This is a genomic window from Nocardia yamanashiensis (assembly GCF_021183565.1).
Classification (GTDB): Bacteria; Actinomycetota; Actinomycetes; order Mycobacteriales; family Mycobacteriaceae; genus Nocardia; species Nocardia yamanashiensis.
In genome coordinates this window covers 1,817,447-1,836,803 of record NZ_CP089226.1, presented here as the reverse complement: position 1 = coordinate 1,836,803, position 19,357 = coordinate 1,817,447, and the positions used below count along the sequence as shown (strand labels likewise).

Here is a 19,357-nt window from a genome sequence, read left to right as displayed (position 1 = left end):
CGGTGATCGTCAGTCCTTTGCCCGGGGCCTTGGCCGAGCCTTTCATTGCCAGGCCCTTCGCCAGGGTGGATTTCGATTCCTCCTTGGGCACCGGAGCTTCGGCGACGGCTGCTTCGGCCTTGGCGGGCTCGGGCTCGGAAACCGGTTCGGGCTCTTCGACCTTGGGCTGCTGAACAACCTTGAGGTTCTCGGTCAGCTGCGCGGCCTCGATGCGGTCGATGGACTGCAGCATCAGCTGCGCCACATCCACCACCTCGACACCCTGACCGACCTCGCCACCATCCTTACGCGCGGTGACACCATCGGTCAGCATCACGCGACAGAACGGGCAACCGGTCGCGATCATCGACGGCTCGTTACCACCATTGAGCGTGGACAGCGCCTCATCGACACGGTCGACGTTGATGCGCTTGCCCAGCTGTTCTTCCATCCACATGCGGGCGCCACCGGCACCACAGCACATCGAACGCTCACCGTGACGCGGCATCTCCACCAGCGTCGAGCCCGAAGCCTCCATCAGCTCACGCGGCGCGTTGTAGATCTTGTTGTGCCGGCCCAGGTAGCACGGATCGTGATAGGTCACGTTCTGCGCCACCGGCGACACCGGCACCAGCGACTTGGCCCGCACCAGACGATTCAGCAACTGCGTGTGGTGCACCACCTCGTAGGTGCCACCGACCTGCGGGTACTCGTTGTTGAGCGCGTTGAAGCAGTGCGCGCAGGTGACGACGATCTTCTTCTTCGCCTGCTCCACACCCTCGAACACACTGTTGAGCAACTCGATGTTCTGCATCGCCAGCTGCTGGAACAGGAACTCGTTGCCCGCACGACGCGCCGAATCACCCGTGCAGGTCTCCTCCTGACCCAGCACCATGAACTTCACACCCGCCGTAGCGAGGAGTTCCGCGACGGCCTTGGTGGTCTTCTTCGCCCGGTCCTCATACGCGCCGGCGCACCCGACCCAGAACAGGTATTCATAGCAGTCGAAGGAATCAGCGTCCTTACCGAAGACCGGGATCTCGAAATCGACCTCGGAGATCCAATTCAGCCGGTCCTTGGCGTTCTGACCCCACGGATTGCCCTTGTTCTCCAGGTTCTTGAACAACCCGGCGAGCTCGGACGGGAACTCCGACTCGATCAGCACCTGATACCGGCGCATATCGATGATGTGATCGACATGCTCGATATCGACCGGGCACTGCTCCACACACGCACCACAGGTCGTGCACGACCACAACACCTCGGGATCGATGGCCCCGTCTCCGTGCGCGACTAGCGGCCGCTCCCCTTCCGCGCGTTCAGCTTCGGTGAGTTTGCCGAGTTTCTTCTCATCATTCCCGGCCAGCAGGTACGGAGCCTTCGCATACGTGTGATCGCGCAGCGACATGATCAGCAGCTTGGGCGACAACGGTTTTCCGGTATTCCATGCCGGGCACTGGCTCTGGCAGCGCCCGCATTCGGTGCATGTGGTGAAGTCCAGCAATGCCTTCCAGCTGAAGTCCTCGACCTTGCCCGCCCCGAACGCATCCACATCAGGGTCGGCGGCCTCCATATCGAGCACCACACCGCCCGACATCATCGGCTTGGCCGCTCCGAGCGCCACCCCGCCGTCACGCTCGCGTTTGAAGTAGATGTTCGCGAACGCCGAAATCCGATGCCACGCAACACCCCACGTCAGATAGCGCCCGATCAGCACCAGGAATGCCGCACCGGCCAGCATCTTCACGAACGCGAATACCGAGATCAGCACGGGACTGACCGGCAGCAACCGTGCGAACTGCATCGTGACGAAATCGGAGGACGCGTGCCCGCCCCCGTAGGTGGCGATCCGGCCCGCTTTCACCAGCACATCACTGCCCCCGTGCACCACAACGATCGCCTCGATCGCGTACGCGGCCTTGAAATTCGACCCACCGAACCGCGAGAGCCGCTCGGGCCGTCGCGGATGATTCAGTTGCCGAATGGCGATGAGCGCGAGGATCCCGACAATCGTTGTGAGCGCGAGTATCTCCTCCAGCAGGTGATACCCGTACGTCTCGCTCACCCAAGGCCAGCCGAACTCCGGATCGAATGTCTGCCCGTAAGACTCGAAATAGAGCACCATCCCGAGCAGAAACCCCACCATGACCAGCCAGTGCGCCCATCCGACGGTCCGGAACTTGTTCATCCGGGTATGCGCCGCGACCTCCACCAGCACGGTCCGCACCCGCGGCAGAACCGGCCGCCACCGCGACCGATCCGCCTGTCCCGCACCGATGATCCGCACCATCCGCCGCGCGCCGACGAACAACGTCGCCCAGCACAACGCGGTGATCACAGCGCCGATGGTCCCCAATGTAATCGTCGCGGCATTCACAGCCCTCGACCCCCCTGCATCCGAAATGCACTGCACGGCAACACAAGTACATGTTACCCGCCAGTAACTTAACCGTCGGAAGTCAAGCTACCACCGATTCCCCCGGCGCGGAAGCATCATTCGGACACCGGCACGCTGCTTCGGCATCAGCGGTGCGGCGCTAGGACTTCAGGGCCTGCGCCAAGTCGGCCCACAGATCATCCGGATGTTCGATGCCGACCGACAGGCGGATGAGATCGGCCGGGATGGTCGGGACTTCGATGACCCAGCGCCGCCGCCGTTCGAGCATGGACTCGACGCCACCGAGGCTGGTGGCGTGCACCCAGAGGTCGGTGCTTTCGCAGACCCGTTGAGCCCCGGCAGCATCGCCGCCGAGTTCGAAGGCGAGGATGGCGCCGAAGCCGGACATCTGCGCTGCCGCTCGGGCATGGCCCGGGTCGTCCGGCAGACCGGGGTAGCGGACCCGGCTCACACGCGGATGCTCGAGCAGTCGCGTCGCCAGGAACGCGGCGTTCGACTGGGCGCGCTCCAATCGCAGTGCGAGCGTGCGCAGTCCGCGCAACGCCAGCCAGGCCTCCATCGGGCCGGGGATCGCGCCCAGGCTTCGACGGCGCAATTCCAGGGCCGCCCATTGCTCATCCGAGTTGGTGACGACAGCGCCGAGTACGACATCCGAGTGACCCGCGATGAACTTGGTCGCCGAGTGCAGCACGATGTCGGCGCCCATGGACAGCGGCTGTTGCAGCAGCGGAGTGGCAAAGGTGTTGTCCACCACGACCGTTGCGCCCGCGGCACGGCCCGCCGCCGCGAGTGCCGGGAGGTCCGCGACCTCCATGGCAGGGTTGGTAGGCGACTCGATCCACAGCAGGTCCGCACCGGCGACCGCGGCCGACACCCCGGCAGTATCGACAACACTCACGCGGTCGACCGTGAGCCGCCCCGTCGCCGCTTGCTGATCCAGCAGCGCGAGCACACCACTGTAGGCATGCTGCGGCGCCACCACGCGCCCACCGACCGGCACCAGGTCGCAGATCGCGGCGGCGGCCGCCATCCCCGAGGCGAAGCTCAGGCAGCGTCCGCCTTCCAACGCGCCGAGGGTCTCCTCGAGCGCCGTCCAGGCGTCGTTGCCGAAACGGCCATAGCCCATATCGCCACCCGCGATGTAGGTCGAACTGAAAACGGGCGACCCGCCCAGCGGTGCGTCCGGGACCCGAGCGGGCCGGCCGGCGTGCACGACAACGGTGGAGGGATCTAGATCAGGCGTCATGCCTGCACTGTAAGCAGCGACAGGCGGCGATTGCGGATTGTGCAGGGCGGCAAAGACTGGTTCACCGCGCGTTCGGTTATCCGCCGCAGCCATTTCGATCTCCGATGCAGACCGAACCGTACTGATCCCGTAATGCCATACAGTGCATAGGGAAAAGCTATCGCCCCAGGTCAGGCGTAGCGTTGACAGTGTCGATCATGACGGATTGCGGAGTATTGGATCAGGCTCGTGGCTGGAAGAACCGGAAACTGGTGGCGCGGAGCGGTGCTGTCGCAACTGGCCCGGTCCTCGGGTAGCGCGGCGGTGGTACTGCTCGTGCTGGACGACGGGACCGAGGTCTTCAGTTTTCCGCGGCTCAATTGGGCGGTCGTAGCGATCACGGCGGGGTTGGTGATCGGGGCGGTCGTGCTGATCGCGATCCTCGTCGACCACGCCGAATTCGATGAGACGCCACCCCCAGCTCCGCCCGCGATTTGTGAGCCTTTCTGCCCGACCCCCACCTGACCTCGAATATTCACTGAAATAAGTACTCGATACGTAGTTTCCCGGTCGCGTGGCAACCCTCCGGCGAGCGACTCTATTGGAGCACCGGAAGTCGGGGCTCGACACAATGGAGTGCCGCAGTGGACATCGACGAGGCTGTCTGCGCAGTGTCGGCTACCGGTCAAAACTATCCAATTCTCGACTTTCATTGCGGCCGTGGTCATTTAGGATCGCGGCATGGAGAGTCGCATGGTCGATCGAGCGTCCGGGGAAACGGGACGGCGCTCGGTAATACTGGGTGGGGGCGGCATTCCCGGCACGGCGTGGATGGCGGGACTGGCCGCTGAATTGCGCCGCCGGGGCATCGATTTGGCGGCGGCCGACTCGATAATCGGCACATCCGCAGGCGCGGTGGTGGGCGCCGCATTGGTCGCGGGCCGGGATCTCGATTCCTTCGCCGACGATCCGCGACCACCCGGCAGCACCCAACCGCCTTCGGTAGTGAAATTCGAACTGGTAGCCACCGTGTTCGGCGTACTTTTCGATCGGTCCCGGGACCGGGACGCCGCACGACGCGAGGTCGGCCGTTTGGCGATGGCCGAAGCTCCCGCGCAGCCAAGCGATTTCGCACCGATCGAGTGGCTGGTGGGCGGCAGCGACTGGCCGGACGACAGGCTGCGAGTAGCCGTCGTAGACGCTGCCACCGGCCAGCGGCACGTGTGGGGTAGTGACAGCGGAGTACCGCTGCCCACCGCCGTCACCGCGAGCCGCTCATTCCCGGGAGCCTTTCCGCCCGTCGTGGTTGGGGACCGCCTTTACATCGACGGTGGCGTGTGGTCGCCCACCAATGCCGACCTGGCCGCGGACTCGGACATCGCGGTCGTCATCGAGCCGCTGGCACACCGGTTTCCACCGGAACTGGTGCAAGCCGAACTGGCGGCAACAGAGACCGGCACCGTCGTGCGCTTCGGTCCGGATGCGGCGACCATCGACATCCTCAACACCTACGCAATCCATCCAGATCCCCTCGCAGGCTGGCCGGTGGCATACCGGGCTGGCATTCGCCAGGCCGACGACTTGGCCAAGCAATTGACCGACGCAGGTTGGCAGTAGGCAGGACGCCGACCCGAAGGGAATGGCTGCGCGTCAGGAGATGATGCGGACCGCGTAGGGCATGATGCCGTCTTCGCGGACCGGGGAGACTCGGACTACTTCGCCGGATTGGGGAGCCTCGACCATTTTGCCGCTGCCGAGGTAAAGGGCTACGTGTTGGCTGCCGCCGGGGCCCCAGAAGAGCATGTCGCCGCGTTCGCGTTCGGAGACGGGGACGCGGGAGCCCATGGTGTATTGGTAGCCGCTGTAGTGCGGGAGGGAGACGCCGATGCCGGCGAAGGCGTAGATCATCAGGCCGGAGCAATCGAAGCCGGTTTTGGCGTAGTCGCCGTAGGAGTCGGCTACGCCGCCGTCGCGGATGCCGAGGGTGGCGCCGGATTCGTCGCCGCCGCCCCAGGCGTAGTCCTCACCCAACTGGGCCATGGCTCGGTCCACCACCACTTCGATGAGCTGGGAGCGGGAGCCGGAGGGGCGGGTGGCTTGCTGGCCGGAGCGGGAGGGGGCGGGGGAATTGTCGATGAGGGAGTGCGGGCGGTGGCCGGCGCCGGCGTCGTTGGCGAGGCCGTTGGCGCGGTGGTCGGCGTTGACGCGGGCGGCGGCTTCGGAGGCGGCGGCGCGGGCCGCGGCCTCGTCGGCGCGGCGCTGGTTTTCCCAGGCGGTGTAGGCGTCGCGCTGGGATTGCAGGCCGGTGACGGTGGCGCGGGCGGCGTCCAGGCGCTGCTGGGCCGAATCCCGTTGGGCCACCAGGTCGTTGCGGCGAGCGGCCTGCTGGTTCAGTTCGGCCTGGGCGGTGGTGACGGCGTTCTGGGCTTCGGTCTTCTTGGCGTCGGCATCGGCCGCGGCGGCGTCGGCGGTCTGCTGTGCCTGGCGGGCGACGGCGGTCTTGTTGGCCTGATCGACCTGGGCGCGGCGCAGGCCGTTGACCACCTGCTGCTGGTTCAGGGATTTGATGGTGAGGATCTGAGCGCGGTCCAGGGCGATCTCCGGCGTGGGAGCCGCGAGATAGTTGACCAGCGAATTCGAGCCGGGACGCATGTAGACCTGGGTCACGTACTTGTCGAAGTCACCGTGGGCGGCATCGACTTTCACGCCGGCGGCGGTGAGATCGGTCTGGCACTGGGCGACCGCGCGGGCGGCGGCATCGGCGGCATCACGCGCGATCTGCAGGTCCACCAGGGCCTTGTTGACGGCTTCACGGCGCACGGCCACGGCATCGTCGAGCTGCTGCAGCTGCTGTTCGGCGGTCGCGACCTGGTTGATGAGCGCACCGACCTGGCCGACTCCGGCGTCGACTTGTGCTCCGGCGTCGGCGATCTCGCTGTCGCTGGGATTGGGCGGTGGCGGCGCCGCGTGTCCGGCGCCGATGCCGACCGCCAGCACCAGCACCGCGATCAGCAACTCTGTGGCGACATGAACCGGGCGCATCCGCCCCCATGCCGGTCGTCGCATCACACCTCCCTGGAGTCCCATCCGGCACTTCATCCCCAACCGTGCCATCGCGAAACCGTACGTCACTTCGATTAGCGGGTGGCTCAGCCACGCCACAATGACAAAGGTGTAATTCAGACGTTGCTAGCAATTTGCCTGATCAGGCGGCATATCTCCAGCAACGCGAAACGCCGAACTGCGGGAAGGATTTCCGGCGGTTCGGCGTGTCAGTACTGGAGGGTCAGTGCGAACGGAGCGTTCAGCCCACCGGGGTGAGCGGTCGCTCCGAGGGCGGATCGGTCTTGGCGCGCTTGGTCTTCACCACGTACAGCCCGCCGATGACGGCGATCAGCCCGGCCAGCACGATCAGCGTGATGACGGTCCAGGAAAGCCCCTCGGGCTGCTCCAGGCGATCGACGAAGACCCGCGCCGCCTCCTCGGTGTGCTCGGGCCCGCGATACTTGGCCTTGTCCTCGGCCCATTCCAGCCGGGCGCGGGTGAAGGTGTCGCTGTAGGTACCCACCCAATCGTCGGAGAGCACCAGCACGGTGCCGTGCTCCTGCACCCCCACCTCGGTGGCCAGATCGCGCAGGTTCGCCTCGATGCCGGGGTTGCCCTGCACCACAACGATATTGAGATCGATGCCGTGCTCGCGCGCCTCGGCGGCGATGGCGGCCAGGCCGTCCTGGTCCCGATTCTTGGGCGCGGCGACGTGATTGTCGGCCAGATCCAGGCGGATCGACTTCAGGTCGGTGTTCGGCGGTAGCTCCGCCTTCAGCGGGCTGAAAACCGCGTTACGCGAGACGGTCACGAACGCACAGTACGCGACCGCTTGTCACATCACCTCACCACGGCACGCCGTAAGCTGCTTCCGATGCCCGGGGACCTCCCCGATGCGTTCACAGGACAAGCGTACTGTTAGGGTTGGAAACCGGACGAGGCCCGCGCCTCGACGAGCCATCGGCACAGCCCCGCCGGTGGCCCCCATTCACAGACGAGTGGAGCTGAACGTGACGAGTATCGATACTTTTGGCGCCAAAGGCACCCTCGAGGTCGGAAGCAACTCTTACGAGATCTTCCGCCTCGCGGCCGTGCCCGGCACCGAGAAGCTGCCCTACGCCCTGAAGGTGCTGGCGGAGAACCTGCTTCGCACCGAAGACGGCGCGAACATCACCGCCGACCAGATCCGCGCCCTCGCGAACTGGGACCCGAGCGCCGAGCCGGACACCGAGATCCAGTTCACGCCCGCCCGCGTGATCATGCAGGACTTCACCGGCGTGCCCTGCATCGTCGACCTCGCCACCATGCGTGAGGCCGTCACCACCCTCGGCGGCGACCCGAACAAGGTCAACCCGCTCTCCCCCGCCGACATGGTCATCGACCACTCGGTCATCCTCGACGTGTTCGGCACCGCCGACGCCCTCGAGCGCAACGTCGACCTGGAGTACCAGCGCAACGGCGAGCGCTACCAGTTCCTGCGCTGGGGCCAGGGCGCGTTCGACGACTTCAAGGTCGTCCCGCCGGGCGTCGGCATCGTGCACCAGGTGAACATCGAATACCTGGCCCCCACCGTCATGGTCCGCAACGGCCAGGCCTACCCCGACACCTGTGTCGGCACCGACTCGCACACCACCATGGTCAACGGCCTGGGCGTGCTGGGCTGGGGCGTCGGCGGCATCGAGGCCGAGGCCGCCATGCTGGGCCAGCCGGTCTCCATGCTGATCCCGCGCGTCGTCGGCTTCAAGCTGACCGGTGAGATCAAGCCGGGCGTCACCGCCACCGACGTGGTGCTCACCGTCACCGACATGCTGCGCAAGCACGGTGTGGTCGGCAAGTTCGTCGAGTTCTACGGCAAGGGCGTCGCCGAGGTGCCGCTGGCCAACCGCGCCACCCTGGGCAACATGTCCCCCGAATTCGGCTCCACCGCCGCGATCTTCCCGATCGACGAGGAGACCATCAACTACCTGCGCCTGACCGGCCGCAGCGACGAGCAGCTCGCGCTCGTCGAGGCGTACGCCAAGGAACAGGGCCTGTGGCACGACGCCGACAACGAGCCCGCGTACTCGGAGTACCTGGAGCTGGACCTGAGCACCGTGGTGCCGTCCATCGCCGGCCCGAAACGCCCGCAGGACCGAATCCTGCTGTCGGAGAGCAAGAGCGCGTTCCGCTCGGACATCCGCACCTACACCAACGATCCGGTCCCGCACACCGCGCTGGACGAGGCGATCGAGGAGTCCTTCCCGGCCAGCGATCCGGTCGCCCCCGGCACCGCCTTCGACGACAACGGTCTGCCGACCGCCGCCGTGGGCAACGCGGGCCGTCCGTCCAAGCCGGTCAAGGTCTCCGATCCGGAGCGCGGTGACTTCGTGCTCGATCACGGCGCCGTCGTGGTCGCGGGCATCACCTCCTGCACCAACACCTCGAACCCGTCGGTCATGCTGGGCGCGGCCCTGCTGGCGCGCAACGCGGTCGAGAAGGGCCTGTCCTCCAAGCCGTGGGTCAAGACCAATATGGCCCCGGGCTCGCAGGTCGTCGCCGACTACTACGAGAAGGCCGGCCTGTGGCCGTACCTCGAGAAGCTCGGCTTCTACGTGGGCGGCTTCGGCTGCACCACCTGCATCGGCAACACCGGTCCGCTGCCGGAGGAGATCTCCAAGGCGATCAACGACAACGACCTGTCGGTCACCGCGGTGCTCTCGGGCAACCGTAACTTCGAGGGTCGTATCTCGCCGGACGTCAAGATGAACTACCTGGCCTCCCCGCCGCTGGTCATCGCCTACGCCCTGGCCGGCACCATGGACTTCGACTTCGAAACCGATGCCCTGGGTCAGGACAAGGACGGCAACGACGTCTTCCTCAAGGACATCTGGCCGTCCGCGCAGGAGATCGACGACACCATCAAGTCGGCGATCAGCCGGGACATGTTCACCAAGTCCTACGCCACCGTGTTCGACGGTGACCAGCGCTGGCAGGGCCTGAACACCCCCGAGGGCGACACCTTCGCGTGGGACGAGAACTCGACCTACGTCCGCAAGGCGCCGTACTTCGACGGCATGCAGATGGAGCCGGCTCCGGTTGCGGACATCAAGGGCGCGCGCGTCCTGGCGCTGCTGGGCGATTCGGTCACCACCGACCACATCTCCCCCGCCGGTCCGATCAAGCCGGGCACCCCGGCCGCGCAGTACCTGGACTCGCACGGCGTGGCGCGCAAGGACTACAACTCGCTGGGTTCGCGTCGTGGCAACCACGAGGTCATGATCCGCGGCACCTTCGCCAACATCCGGCTGCGCAACCAGCTGCTGGACGACGTCTCGGGCGGTTACACCCGCGACTTCACCCAGCCCGGTGGCCCGCAGGCGTTCATCTACGACGCCTCGCAGAACTACCAGGCCGCGGGCATCCCGCTGGTCGTGCTGGGCGGCAAGGAGTACGGCTCGGGTTCCTCGCGTGACTGGGCCGCCAAGGGCACCAGCCTGCTGGGCGTCAAGGCCGTCATCACCGAGTCGTTCGAGCGCATCCACCGCTCCAACCTGATCGGTATGGGCGTCGTGCCGCTGCAGTTCCCGAAGGGCGAGAGCGCCGCGTCGCTCGGCCTGGACGGCACCGAAACCTTCGACATCGAGGGCATCACCAAGCTGAACGAGGGTGTGACTCCGAAGACTCTGAAGGTGACCGCCACCAAGGAGAACGGCGAGAAGGTCGTGTTCGACGCGGTCGTCCGCATCGACACCCCCGGTGAGGCCGACTACTACCGCAACGGCGGCATCCTGCAGTTCGTGCTGCGCAACATGATTCGCGGCTAGTATTGCCCGCCGCTCGGCTGTGAAGGGCTGTTTCACAGCCGAGTTGTGGTGGCAGGCACCGGTTTTCACCGGCGCCCGCCACGCGATCCATCCGGATCGCTTCGCTCGTCGCTCGTGCGGGATCTCCGTCCCGGTCGCAAGATCGGTACGGAGATCCCGCACAACACGTTTCGGAGGAGCCCAGTGCCCAAGGTCAGTGACGACCACCTCGCCGCCCGGCGCAGCCAGATCCTCGACGGAGCCCGCAGTTGCTTCGCCGAGTTCGGCTACGAGGGCGCGACCGTGCGTCGCCTCGAAGAGGCCACCGGACTGTCCCGGGGCGCCATCTTTCACCACTTCCGCGACAAGGACGCCCTGTTCCTCGCGCTGGCCCAGGAGGACGCGGGCCGGATGGCCGAGGTCGCGGCCACCCAGGGTCTGATCCAGGTGATGCGCGATATGCTCGCCCACCCCGAGGATTTCGACTGGCTGGGCACCCGGCTGGAGATCGCCCGCCGGCTGCGCAACGATCCCGATTTCCGCGCCAACTGGGAAGAGCGCTCGGTCGAGCTGACCGCCGCCACCGTGGCCCGCCTCGAGCGCCGCAAGGCCGCCGGCGCGCTGCGCGACGATGTGCCTACCGAGGTCCTGCTCGGCTATCTCGATCTCGTGCTGGACGGTCTGATCGCACGGATCGCCTCCGGGCACGCCAACGACAATCTCGAAGCCGTGCTGGATCTCGTCGAGGCCTCGGTCCGGCGCAAGCAGTAATCGTTCAGGGGCGGGCCTCCAGGTCCGCCAGCAGCAGCCTGGTGATGCGGTCGAGCTGCGCCCGATCCGGCGCGGAAAGCACCGAGAGCAAGGCGGTTTCGTTCTCCACGTGCTCGGTGACCACCAGGTCGATGAGTTCCAGGCCGCGATCGGTCAGGGCCACCTTCACCGCCCGCCGATCCCCCGCGTCGGCATTGCGCCGCACCAGGCCCGCCGATTCCAGGCGATCCAATCGGCCCGTCATACCCGCCCGCGAGAGCATGAGCGTATCCGCGAGCACCGACGGGTTGAGCTCGTAAGGCTCCCCCGAACGACGCAGCGCCGCAAGCACATCGAACTCGCCGCGTTGCAGACCGTGCGCGGCGAAGACGGCTTCGATCCGCTGACCGGCGACGACCGAGAGCCGTCCGAGCCTGCCGATGATGCTCATCGCCTCGAGCTCGAGGTCCGGTCGTTCCCGCCGCCACTGCGCCGTAATGGCATCCACCGCGTCTTCCTTCGCTTCACCCATGGACAGGATTCTATTCGGTCCGATATAGTTCGGTAGCGAATTATAAATCACCGAATAGTTCGGAGCCTGCCATGAACACCACCTCGCGCCCGGTCATCATCCGCCAGCCACAGCAGGGCGAGGTGCTCGTGACGCCCGCGGTCACCATGCGACTGCTGATCGACGCCAATGAGGCGCACGGTGCGGTCAGCACCCTCGAGGTCACCATGGCGCAGGGCGCGGACGGGGCGGCGCCGCACTATCACACGCTGTCCGACGAGCTGTTCTACGTCGCGGACGGGGAACTGCAACTGCTGGCCGGGGACGAGATCGTCACCGTCGGCGCGGGCGGGTCGATCATCGTCCCGAAGCTCATGCCGCACGCCTTCGGCGCCACCCCGGACAGCGGGGCGCGGATCATGATCGCGCTCATGCCCGGCGTCGAGCGATTCGGCTATTTCCGGCTACTGGACCGCATCAGCAAGGGCGAGTCGGGCTTCGAGGAGCTGGCCGCGGCCCAGGACGAGTACGACAACCATTTCGTGGACGCGCCGGACTGGTGGCGTGAACGCAACGCCAACCGCAAGTAGGCCCGATAGCTCGGCAATCGCCGAAAATGTGCCGCAGACCACGGCATACTCGGAAATGCGACCGGTCGGCAGCGAGTTGTGGGTTATATGGCTTTCTCCGTTCCCGTCACCGTTCGCGGCTATGAGCTCGATATCAACGGCCACCTCAACCAGGCCGTATACCTGCAGTACGCCGAGCACGCCCGATGGGAGTTGTTGCGGGCGGCCGGTATCCAGGAGGAGAAGATGATCGCCTCCGGCATCGGGCCGATCGTGCTGGAGAACAACATCAAGTACTTCCGTGAGCTGCACGGCGGCGACGAAGTCACGGTGAGCTGCGAGTTCGAATGGGCCGGCGGCAAGATCTTCAAGATGCACCAGCTCGTCACCAAGCTGGACGGGACCGTATCGGCGCAGATCGACGTGGTCGGCGGGGTGATGGATCTACGAGCCCGCAAACTGGTTGCGGATCCGGGGGCGGCATTGCGCGAGATCGCCGAATCGCCCGAGGTACTCGGTCTCTGAGCAGTCGCTGAGCGCCTGCGGGTCCACCCCGGCGCGGAGCGAAAATCTTTAGGCCCAAGTGGTTTCCGCGCACCCGGCGAAGTTTGCCGGGTGCGCGGAAATCTCTCGATGCGGACCGATCAGCGGGCGTAGCGGGATATGATTCAGATCACGCTCGGCCCCGCAGCAAATCCCGAGCAGATCGGAGTTCAGCATGACCGGCGCCCTCCACCGCAGCACTTCGGCCCCGCCCGGGGCCATCGCGCCACCGCTATCCGGCTACCTCGTAGCAGCCACCGACCGTCATGTCAGCGTGCGCGTCTCCGACGGCACCTGGACCTTCCGGTGGAGCGATATCGTCGAAGTCACCGACTGGGATATTGCGGTGGCGCAGGGCTCTTGCGAGGGCCGTCCGGTGCTGGTGCGGGTGCGTGACGGCGTCACAGCCGATTTCACGCAGCGCCGTCGCATCGAGCGGACCGAACGCCCGCTGACCCTGCCCCAGCAGTACTCCCCCGCCCGCGGCGACGACGAATTGCGGCGGCTCACCGAAATCTGGGCGCGCGGACTCGAACTCGCGCCCGCGCCCGGCATCGGCGGGGCCACCATGACCTGCGTCCAGACCCGCTCGCACAACGGCAGTGACGACGGCGTCGCCTGCGACAGCCTGGATTGACGGTTCCCCGCATGGCCCCCCGCATCACGGGGTCGGTGCTCATCGTCACCGAAGCCGAAGACCTGCACGGCGACGCGCTCGCCGCCACGCTGCGGAAGCATCACGCGCACACCGCGATTCGACTCGATATGCGCGACTTCCCGCGCGAGCACGGCACTTTCCGCCTCGGCCGCGACGGCACCGCCCGCTCACTGTCCCATGTCCTGGGTCTGGACGATGTCACCTCGGTCTGGTGGCGGCGCCCGCATCCGTGCGCGGTGCCGGTCAGCGCCCGCGCCGAGGACGACGCCTACCGCCGCGCCGAATGCGACGGCTTCCTACAGGGCCTGCTGTGGTCCATGCCGGCGCTGTGGGTCAACGACCCGGGCGCCGACCGCACCGCCAGCCGCAAGATCGTGCAGCTGGAGACGGCGCATCGCGCGGGGTTCGCGGTGCCGGAAACGCTCATCACCAATGATCCGGACGAGGCGCGCGGCTTCATCGAATCCCGGCCCGGTCCAGTGGTTTACAAGCGCACCGGCACCGGGCGCGGCGCGTTCACCGAGACGCGCATCGTGACGCCGGCCGATCTGCCCCGCTTGACGACGATCAGCGATTCGCCGACCATCTTCCAGGATTACGTGCACGCCGAATGCGATCTGCGCATCGTGTGGGTGGACGGCATCGAATGGGTGGTGCGGATCGACTCGCAATCCGGTGTGGGGCGGGTGGATTCGCGCCTGGACACCTCGGTGGCGTTCACCGCCGACCGCCTGCCCGCCTCGGTGAGCAAGTCCCTGACCACGCTGATGGGCGCGCTGGGACTGGCTTTCGGCGTGCTGGATCTGCGCGTCGGCCGGGACGGCGAGTTCTGGTTCCTGGAGGTGAACCCGCAGGGCCAGTTCGCCTACCTGGAGATCAAGACCGGGCTGCCGATCTTCCAGAGCCTGTCGAACCTGCTGGTGTACGGCGACGGCACCGTGAACGGTCGCTGACCGCGCAGGCCGGCGACCGGGGCACAACCGGGACGCACACTCGGTGGCGAGCCGGCGCAGTACCGGCCGATGCCACACGAAATCGCAAGTGGTCGAGCGGCTTTCACCGCTCGACCGGCGAGCTTCACCCCCAGGCTATTTACTGGCGGCCTTACCGGCCTTTCGCCGATTCGCACCACCGCGGCTGCGGAGTTGCACATGCGACTCCACTAGCACGTTGTGGATGAAGCCGTACGACCGCCCGGTTTCCCGGGCCAGCGAGCGTATGCTCGCACCGGCCTCGTACTGCTTCTTGAGCTGGGATTGCAAGCGGTCCCGAGACTTTCCGGTGACGCGCGTGCCCTTACCCAATGCGGCTTTACCCTGTGCGGGCCTGTCACTCATGACTTCCTCCGAGTCGCCGTGGGCGCCTCATTCCAGGTTAGAGACTCGAGCGGCCGTGATCAATGAATCGGTGTGATCGGAATCACGCAATCCTCACAGACCGGTCAATCAGCACCGAATTCGGGCCCAACACCGACCAGACGGTCGAAACCCGTTGGGTTTCAAACCGTCTGGATGGTTGCGTGGATCTCGTTGCGGGACTGCGGTTCCCGTGCCCCGGAGGAGGGCGGCGGACCTCAGGCCAGCTGAATGAGCTCCAGATACTCCTGGGACCAGTGATCCTCGGTACCGTCGGGCAGCATGATGACCCGTTCCGGATTCAAGGCTTCGGCCGCACCCGGATCGTGGGTCACCAGCACCACCGCGCCCGCGTAACTGCGCAGCGCGTCCAGCACCTGCTCGCGCGAGACCGGGTCGAGGTTGTTGGTGGGCTCGTCCAGCAGCAGCACATTGGCGGCCGAGGAAACCAGGCCCGCCAGTGCGAGACGGGTCTTCTCACCACCGGACAGCGTGCCCGCGGGCTGCTCCAGCTGCGGGCCGGAGAACATGAACGCGCCGAGCAGGCCGCGCAGATCCTGTTCGCCCGCGTCCGGCGCGGCGTGGCGGATGTTCTCCCACACCGTGGCCTGATCGTCCAGGGTGTCGTGCTCCTGGGCGAAATAGCCGATCTTCAGGCCGCGGCCGGGATCGATCTCGCCGGCGGTCAGGGTCTCCACGCCGGCCAGCAGGCGCAGCATGGTGGTCTTGCCCGCACCGTTGAGTCCGAGGATCACCACCCGGCTGCCACGGTCGATGGCCAGGTTGACGCCGGTGAAGATCTCCAGCGAACCGTAGAGCTTGGTCAGATTCTTGGCCATCAGGGGCGTCTTGCCGCAGGGCGCGGGTTCGGGGAACTTGATGCGGGCCACCTTGTCGGCCACGCGGATGTCATCGGCCTCGGCCAGCATGCGCTCGGCGCGCTTGACCATCTGGTGTGCCGCAGCCGCTTTCGTGGCCTTCGCGCCGAGCTTGGCCGCCTGCTGCTTGAGCGCCGCCGCCTTCTTCTCGGCATTGGCGCGCTCGCGGACCCGGCGCTGCTCGTCGGTGGCGCGGGCGTCGAGGTACTTCTTCCAGCCCATGTTGTACAGGTCGGCCTCGCCGCGCACGGCGTCGAGGAACCACACCTTGTTGACCACGTCGCCGAGCAGTTCCACATCGTGGGAGATGACGATGAGCCCGCCGTCGTGGTTCTGCAGGAAGCCGCGCAGCCAGTTGATGGAGTCGGCGTCGAGGTGGTTGGTCGGTTCGTCCAGCAGCAGGGTGGTGTCGGATTTTCCGCCGCTGCCGTCGGACGCGCTGAACAGGATGCGCGCCAACTCGATTCGGCGGCGCTGACCACCGGACAGCGTGCGCAACTGCTGGTTCAGCACCCGATCGGGCAGCGCCAGGCTGTTGCAGATCCGCGCGGCCTCGCTCTCGGCCACGTAGCCGCCGAGGGCCGAGAAGCGCTCCTCCAGCCGCCCGTACTTGCGAATGGCCTTGTCGCGCTCTTTGTCGTCGGCGACCTCGGCCATCAACGCCTGCTGCTTCTCCATGTCCCGCAGCAGGGTGTCGAGTCCACGCGCCGACAGCACCCGGTCCTTGGCGAGGATGTCGAGGTTGCCCTCGCGCGGATCCTGCGGCAAATATCCGATTTCGCCCGAGCGAATGACCTTGCCCGCGTAAGGTTCTCCCTCACCGGCCAGGATGCGCAGCGTGGTGGTCTTGCCCGCACCGTTGCGCCCCACCAGGCCGATCCGATCACCGGCCTGTACCCGCAGCGCGGAGCCCGGCGCCGTCAGCAGGGTGCGGACTCCGGCCCGGACCTCCAGGTCGGTCGCGGTGATCACAAGCGTCTCCTCGGTAAAAGCGGGCTGCCAGGCATTAGCTGAACGATTGTGCGTGCATTCGACACACAAGACCACCGATTTTACCCAATGCCCGCGGCGGCCCACGCCTCAGCACGTGGGTTCTAGCCCACATCGCGCCGACGGGCGCCACGCGCACGAACAGCGCCCCTGCGCCGGCGAGCACCGAGCCGGTTCGGGCACGTGCACTATCGCCAGGCCGAACTTTCTGAGATTTGCGAATAGTTGCCTCGTCAGCGGGGTGATGTGCTGAAGCGCGACGACGTGGTCAGCGGTTCCGATACCGGTCGTCGGACCTTCGCACTCGAAAGGAGCCGCTTCGTGGCTTCGCTTGCCTCCCGTCCCCCGAGACGTCCGCTCCGCCGCCTGGTGCGGCGCTCGCCCGTCCTGCCGACCGCCGCCATGGCCTCGAGCGCTCCGGCGCATCCGCCGGAGTGCGATCGGACCGGATATCTGCGCTATCGCCCGGTCGGCGGGCCGGAGAGTTCCGCCGCTGCCGACCATGTCATCGTGCAGCAGCCGGGGGCCATCGGCGGCGCGGTGAACTCCGACAGCGTAGCGGCCAATACCGTTGCGGCCGCGCACGTTTCGGGCCGGAATATCGAGTTCTGGGCGCTGGCGCGGCGCAGCGCGTGCCTCGACGAGACCACCGGGGGCATGGAGCGGGTGATCCGCACCAGTACGCGAGCGGTGCCGCCACCGCCGACGGCGCAGGTGGTGACGCTGCCCGGGTACAGCCATGTCGACACCATCGGCGCGGCGTCGGTGCGGAACGACGGCAAGACCGATCTCAGCGCGCAGACGCTGGCCGATTTCGTGGGGAGCCTGCGGTGAGGTGGACTTCAGCGATTCCCGTGGCCGCGTTGCTGGTGTTCGCGGGCACCGGCGTGGCAGTGCCGGAATCGGCTGCCGCGCCCGGTCTTCCGGGCGCCGATCGCGCCGAGGTGATTCCGGTCAGCGGCGATCCGGCGCTCGGCGACGATGTCGAGGCGACCTATGTGCGGCTGCACTATCCGAGTCCGTACTCGAGCATGGCGCATCCCGAAGCCTGCGACTGGATCTCGTTCGTGCGGTACCGGTCCAAGGGCGGCCCGGAGCAGTCCGGGGACGCCGACGCGGTGCTGTCCATGCAGCCGGGCACCTTCTCCGGTGCGGCGAACCTGAATCCGCAAGGCCCGCAAGTGGTTCGCAAGGCCGCGGCGTCGGGCAAGCACGTGGAATACATTTCCCTGGACCGGCGCGCCAATTGCGCCGAGGACCACACCGGCTGGGACGCGGCCCAGCGCGCCGGTGACTATCGGGTGGCGGCGGACTACTACTTCGGCGGCAAGCCGGTCGACGGCCGCACCTACCGCTATCAAGCCTCGCAGGACCTGAACTATCTCGGCGAGTACGGTCTCGCGCTCACCATGGACGATTGGCGCGCGGTCATCGAATACCTGCTGCCGAATCCCGCTGACCGCCACAAGAGTTCGTGCGGCGGCCATTCGCTCGGCGCGTTCCTGGTCGGTCCGATGATGGCGTGGGACTTCGATCAGAACGCCGCCACCACCGAGGACGCCGGCTACAGCCTGTGCGGCGGCGGCAGCGTGCCGGTGGACGGGTTCGCCATGACCGATCCGGCCGGGTTCTCCGGGGCGCCGCCGCTGGATCTGCTCATGTCCTCGGTCGGCGGGGTCATCAAGAACGCCGTCGATCTGCTGCTGAAGAACGGGCTCGGCGTCGCGCAGCTGCCGGTGATCTCCGCGAGCGAGATCATGAACGCCTACCAGCTGGCCGGGATGGCCGCCGATCAGAAACCCGACGACGTGAGCGAGCTGGGCGCGCTGGTGCCGCGTGACCTGCGCAGCGAGGCCTGGATGCGGGCCATGTACGGCAAGGACTACCTGGACCTGTTCACCGGCAACAACCTGCCGCGCGACTACCGGCTCACCAATACCGCCATGCTCGGCATGCTGTTCGACCAGAACTCCGCCGAATACGTCATGCAGGCCGGGCTGGGGTTCTACGACTGCGCGACCACCGGCAAAACCTATCCGGTCCCCAATGGCCTGGCCTCGGTGCCGATCCTCGGCCCGACCCTGTTCATCATTCCGCTGCGGGTCGGCTACGGCCAGAACTACACCCCCGCCGCCCACGGCCAGCTGTGCGGCTGGAAGAACTACGACGCGATGCCCGCCGCGACCATCGACGGCATCGATCCGGTGCGCGGCAATCCGACCGACCGCGACCACGAGGTCACCGATATGCGGGAATTCGCGCACGCCATGAATCCGGGCTGGCAACCGACCGATTTCTTCGAGCAGTACACCCCGCTGCGCATCATCACCGACACGGTTTTCGCGCTCGGCCTCGGCCGCGACGGTGAACTGCGCCGGCTCCAGAACCGCAGCGGCGGCATCCTGAGTTTCCTGCTGCACGGCGACCGCTGGCAGAGCACCCCCGCCGGCGCCCGCAATCTCACGCTGCTGGCGGGCGATTCACCGCTCCAGAACGCCGGATACGCCGGCCTGCTCCCCGCCAATGCCAAGATCATCCCCGGCTATCGCCATTACGACGTGGTGACCGCCGCCGAACGCCAGAACAATGGAATGCCGGAAATGGCAAGCGCTCTGATCGCCGACTTCCTCACCCGGCCCTGAGCAGCCCGCTCGCTCGATGTCCGGCCGCCGGA

16 protein-coding genes and 1 pseudogene are annotated in these 19,357 nt (G+C 66.8%); 10 read left to right on the top strand and 7 right to left on the bottom strand.

The genetic code is table 11. The features are described from left to right. Positions 1–19 precede the first annotated feature (19 nt). Together LTV02_RS08805 and LTV02_RS08800 are read right to left on the bottom strand one after the other, a co-directional pair. Positions 20–2,356, bottom strand: a pseudogene (locus tag LTV02_RS08805) ((Fe-S)-binding protein); the annotation flags it as partial. Between the two features lie 160 nt (positions 2,357–2,516). After that, on the bottom strand, positions 2,517–3,623 hold the full coding sequence (locus LTV02_RS08800; protein ID WP_233039508.1) for a trans-sulfuration enzyme family protein: 1,107 nt from the start codon (positions 3,621–3,623) through the stop codon (positions 2,517–2,519). Between the two features lie 228 nt (positions 3,624–3,851). Between LTV02_RS08800 and LTV02_RS08795 the strand changes: the two genes are divergently transcribed. Together LTV02_RS08795 and LTV02_RS08790 are read left to right on the top strand one after the other, a co-directional pair. After that, the gene (locus tag LTV02_RS08795) at positions 3,852–4,127 is read left to right on the top strand and encodes a hypothetical protein (RefSeq protein ID WP_233039507.1); all 276 of its coding nucleotides are present in this window, start codon (positions 3,852–3,854) and stop codon (positions 4,125–4,127) included. 216 nt (positions 4,128–4,343) lie between these two features. Next, on the top strand, positions 4,344–5,219 hold the full coding sequence (locus tag LTV02_RS08790) for a patatin-like phospholipase family protein (protein ID WP_233039506.1): 876 nt from the start codon (positions 4,344–4,346) through the stop codon (positions 5,217–5,219). A gap of 33 nt (positions 5,220–5,252) precedes the next feature. Here the strand turns inward: LTV02_RS08790 and LTV02_RS08785 are convergent, their stop codons facing one another. Beyond that, positions 5,253–6,668: an NlpC/P60 family protein gene (locus LTV02_RS08785; protein ID WP_269821616.1), complete on the bottom strand. Its 1,416-nt coding sequence runs from the start codon at positions 6,666–6,668 to the stop codon at positions 5,253–5,255. Positions 6,669–6,906: 238 nt separating this feature from the next. Next, positions 6,907–7,458 (bottom strand): Rv1476 family membrane protein, encoded by a 552-nt coding sequence (locus LTV02_RS08780; RefSeq protein WP_233039505.1) that lies wholly within the window; start codon positions 7,456–7,458, stop codon positions 6,907–6,909. Positions 7,459–7,657: 199 nt separating this feature from the next. Here LTV02_RS08780 and LTV02_RS08775 point away from each other — a divergent pair, with 199 nt between their 5' ends. Then, the gene (locus LTV02_RS08775; RefSeq protein ID WP_269821615.1) at positions 7,658–10,450 is read left to right on the top strand and encodes an aconitate hydratase; all 2,793 of its coding nucleotides are present in this window, start codon (positions 7,658–7,660) and stop codon (positions 10,448–10,450) included. A 183-nt stretch (positions 10,451–10,633) separates the two neighbouring features. After that, positions 10,634–11,200 carry a TetR/AcrR family transcriptional regulator gene (locus LTV02_RS08770; protein WP_233039504.1) on the top strand — a complete coding sequence of 189 codons (567 nt, stop codon included), beginning with the start codon at positions 10,634–10,636 and terminating at the stop codon, positions 11,198–11,200. 4 nt (positions 11,201–11,204) lie between these two features. Here the strand turns inward: LTV02_RS08770 and LTV02_RS08765 are convergent, their stop codons facing one another. Then, complete coding sequence (locus LTV02_RS08765; RefSeq protein ID WP_067722732.1) at positions 11,205–11,711, bottom strand: MarR family winged helix-turn-helix transcriptional regulator; 507 nt, start codon at positions 11,709–11,711, stop codon at positions 11,205–11,207. 146 nt (positions 11,712–11,857) lie between these two features. Between LTV02_RS08765 and LTV02_RS08760 the strand changes: the two genes are divergently transcribed. From LTV02_RS08760 to LTV02_RS08745, 4 genes are all read left to right on the top strand, one after another. Continuing rightward, positions 11,858–12,280, top strand: a complete 423-nt coding sequence (locus tag LTV02_RS08760; protein WP_408639393.1) for a cupin domain-containing protein — start codon at positions 11,858–11,860, stop codon at positions 12,278–12,280. A gap of 87 nt (positions 12,281–12,367) precedes the next feature. Beyond that, positions 12,368–12,784: an acyl-CoA thioesterase gene (locus LTV02_RS08755; protein WP_067722736.1), complete on the top strand. Its 417-nt coding sequence runs from the start codon at positions 12,368–12,370 to the stop codon at positions 12,782–12,784. Between the two features lie 193 nt (positions 12,785–12,977). Continuing rightward, on the top strand, positions 12,978–13,439 hold the full coding sequence (locus LTV02_RS08750) for a hypothetical protein (RefSeq protein WP_067722738.1): 462 nt from the start codon (positions 12,978–12,980) through the stop codon (positions 13,437–13,439). A gap of 11 nt (positions 13,440–13,450) precedes the next feature. Continuing rightward, complete coding sequence (locus LTV02_RS08745; protein ID WP_233039502.1) at positions 13,451–14,413, top strand: hypothetical protein; 963 nt, start codon at positions 13,451–13,453, stop codon at positions 14,411–14,413. Positions 14,414–14,548: 135 nt separating this feature from the next. On the opposite strand, the gene LTV02_RS08740 is transcribed toward LTV02_RS08745, so the two are convergent. Further along, positions 14,549–14,797 carry a helix-turn-helix domain-containing protein gene (locus tag LTV02_RS08740; protein ID WP_233039501.1) on the bottom strand — a complete coding sequence of 83 codons (249 nt, stop codon included), beginning with the start codon at positions 14,795–14,797 and terminating at the stop codon, positions 14,549–14,551. Between the two features lie 236 nt (positions 14,798–15,033). Beyond that, the gene (locus LTV02_RS08735; protein ID WP_067722743.1) at positions 15,034–16,665 is read right to left on the bottom strand and encodes an ABC-F family ATP-binding cassette domain-containing protein; all 1,632 of its coding nucleotides are present in this window, start codon (positions 16,663–16,665) and stop codon (positions 15,034–15,036) included. A gap of 339 nt (positions 16,666–17,004) precedes the next feature. On the opposite strand from LTV02_RS08735, the gene LTV02_RS08730 reads away from it, so the two are divergent. Both LTV02_RS08730 and LTV02_RS08725 read left to right on the top strand, forming a co-directional pair. Continuing rightward, positions 17,005–17,517 carry a hypothetical protein gene (locus tag LTV02_RS08730; protein ID WP_233039500.1) on the top strand — a complete coding sequence of 171 codons (513 nt, stop codon included), beginning with the start codon at positions 17,005–17,007 and terminating at the stop codon, positions 17,515–17,517. Next, positions 17,514–19,325, top strand: a complete 1,812-nt coding sequence (locus LTV02_RS08725) for a hypothetical protein (protein WP_233039499.1) — start codon at positions 17,514–17,516, stop codon at positions 19,323–19,325. The genes LTV02_RS08730 and LTV02_RS08725 overlap by 4 nt, the downstream gene beginning before the upstream one ends. The last annotated feature ends 32 nt before the right edge of the window (positions 19,326–19,357 follow it).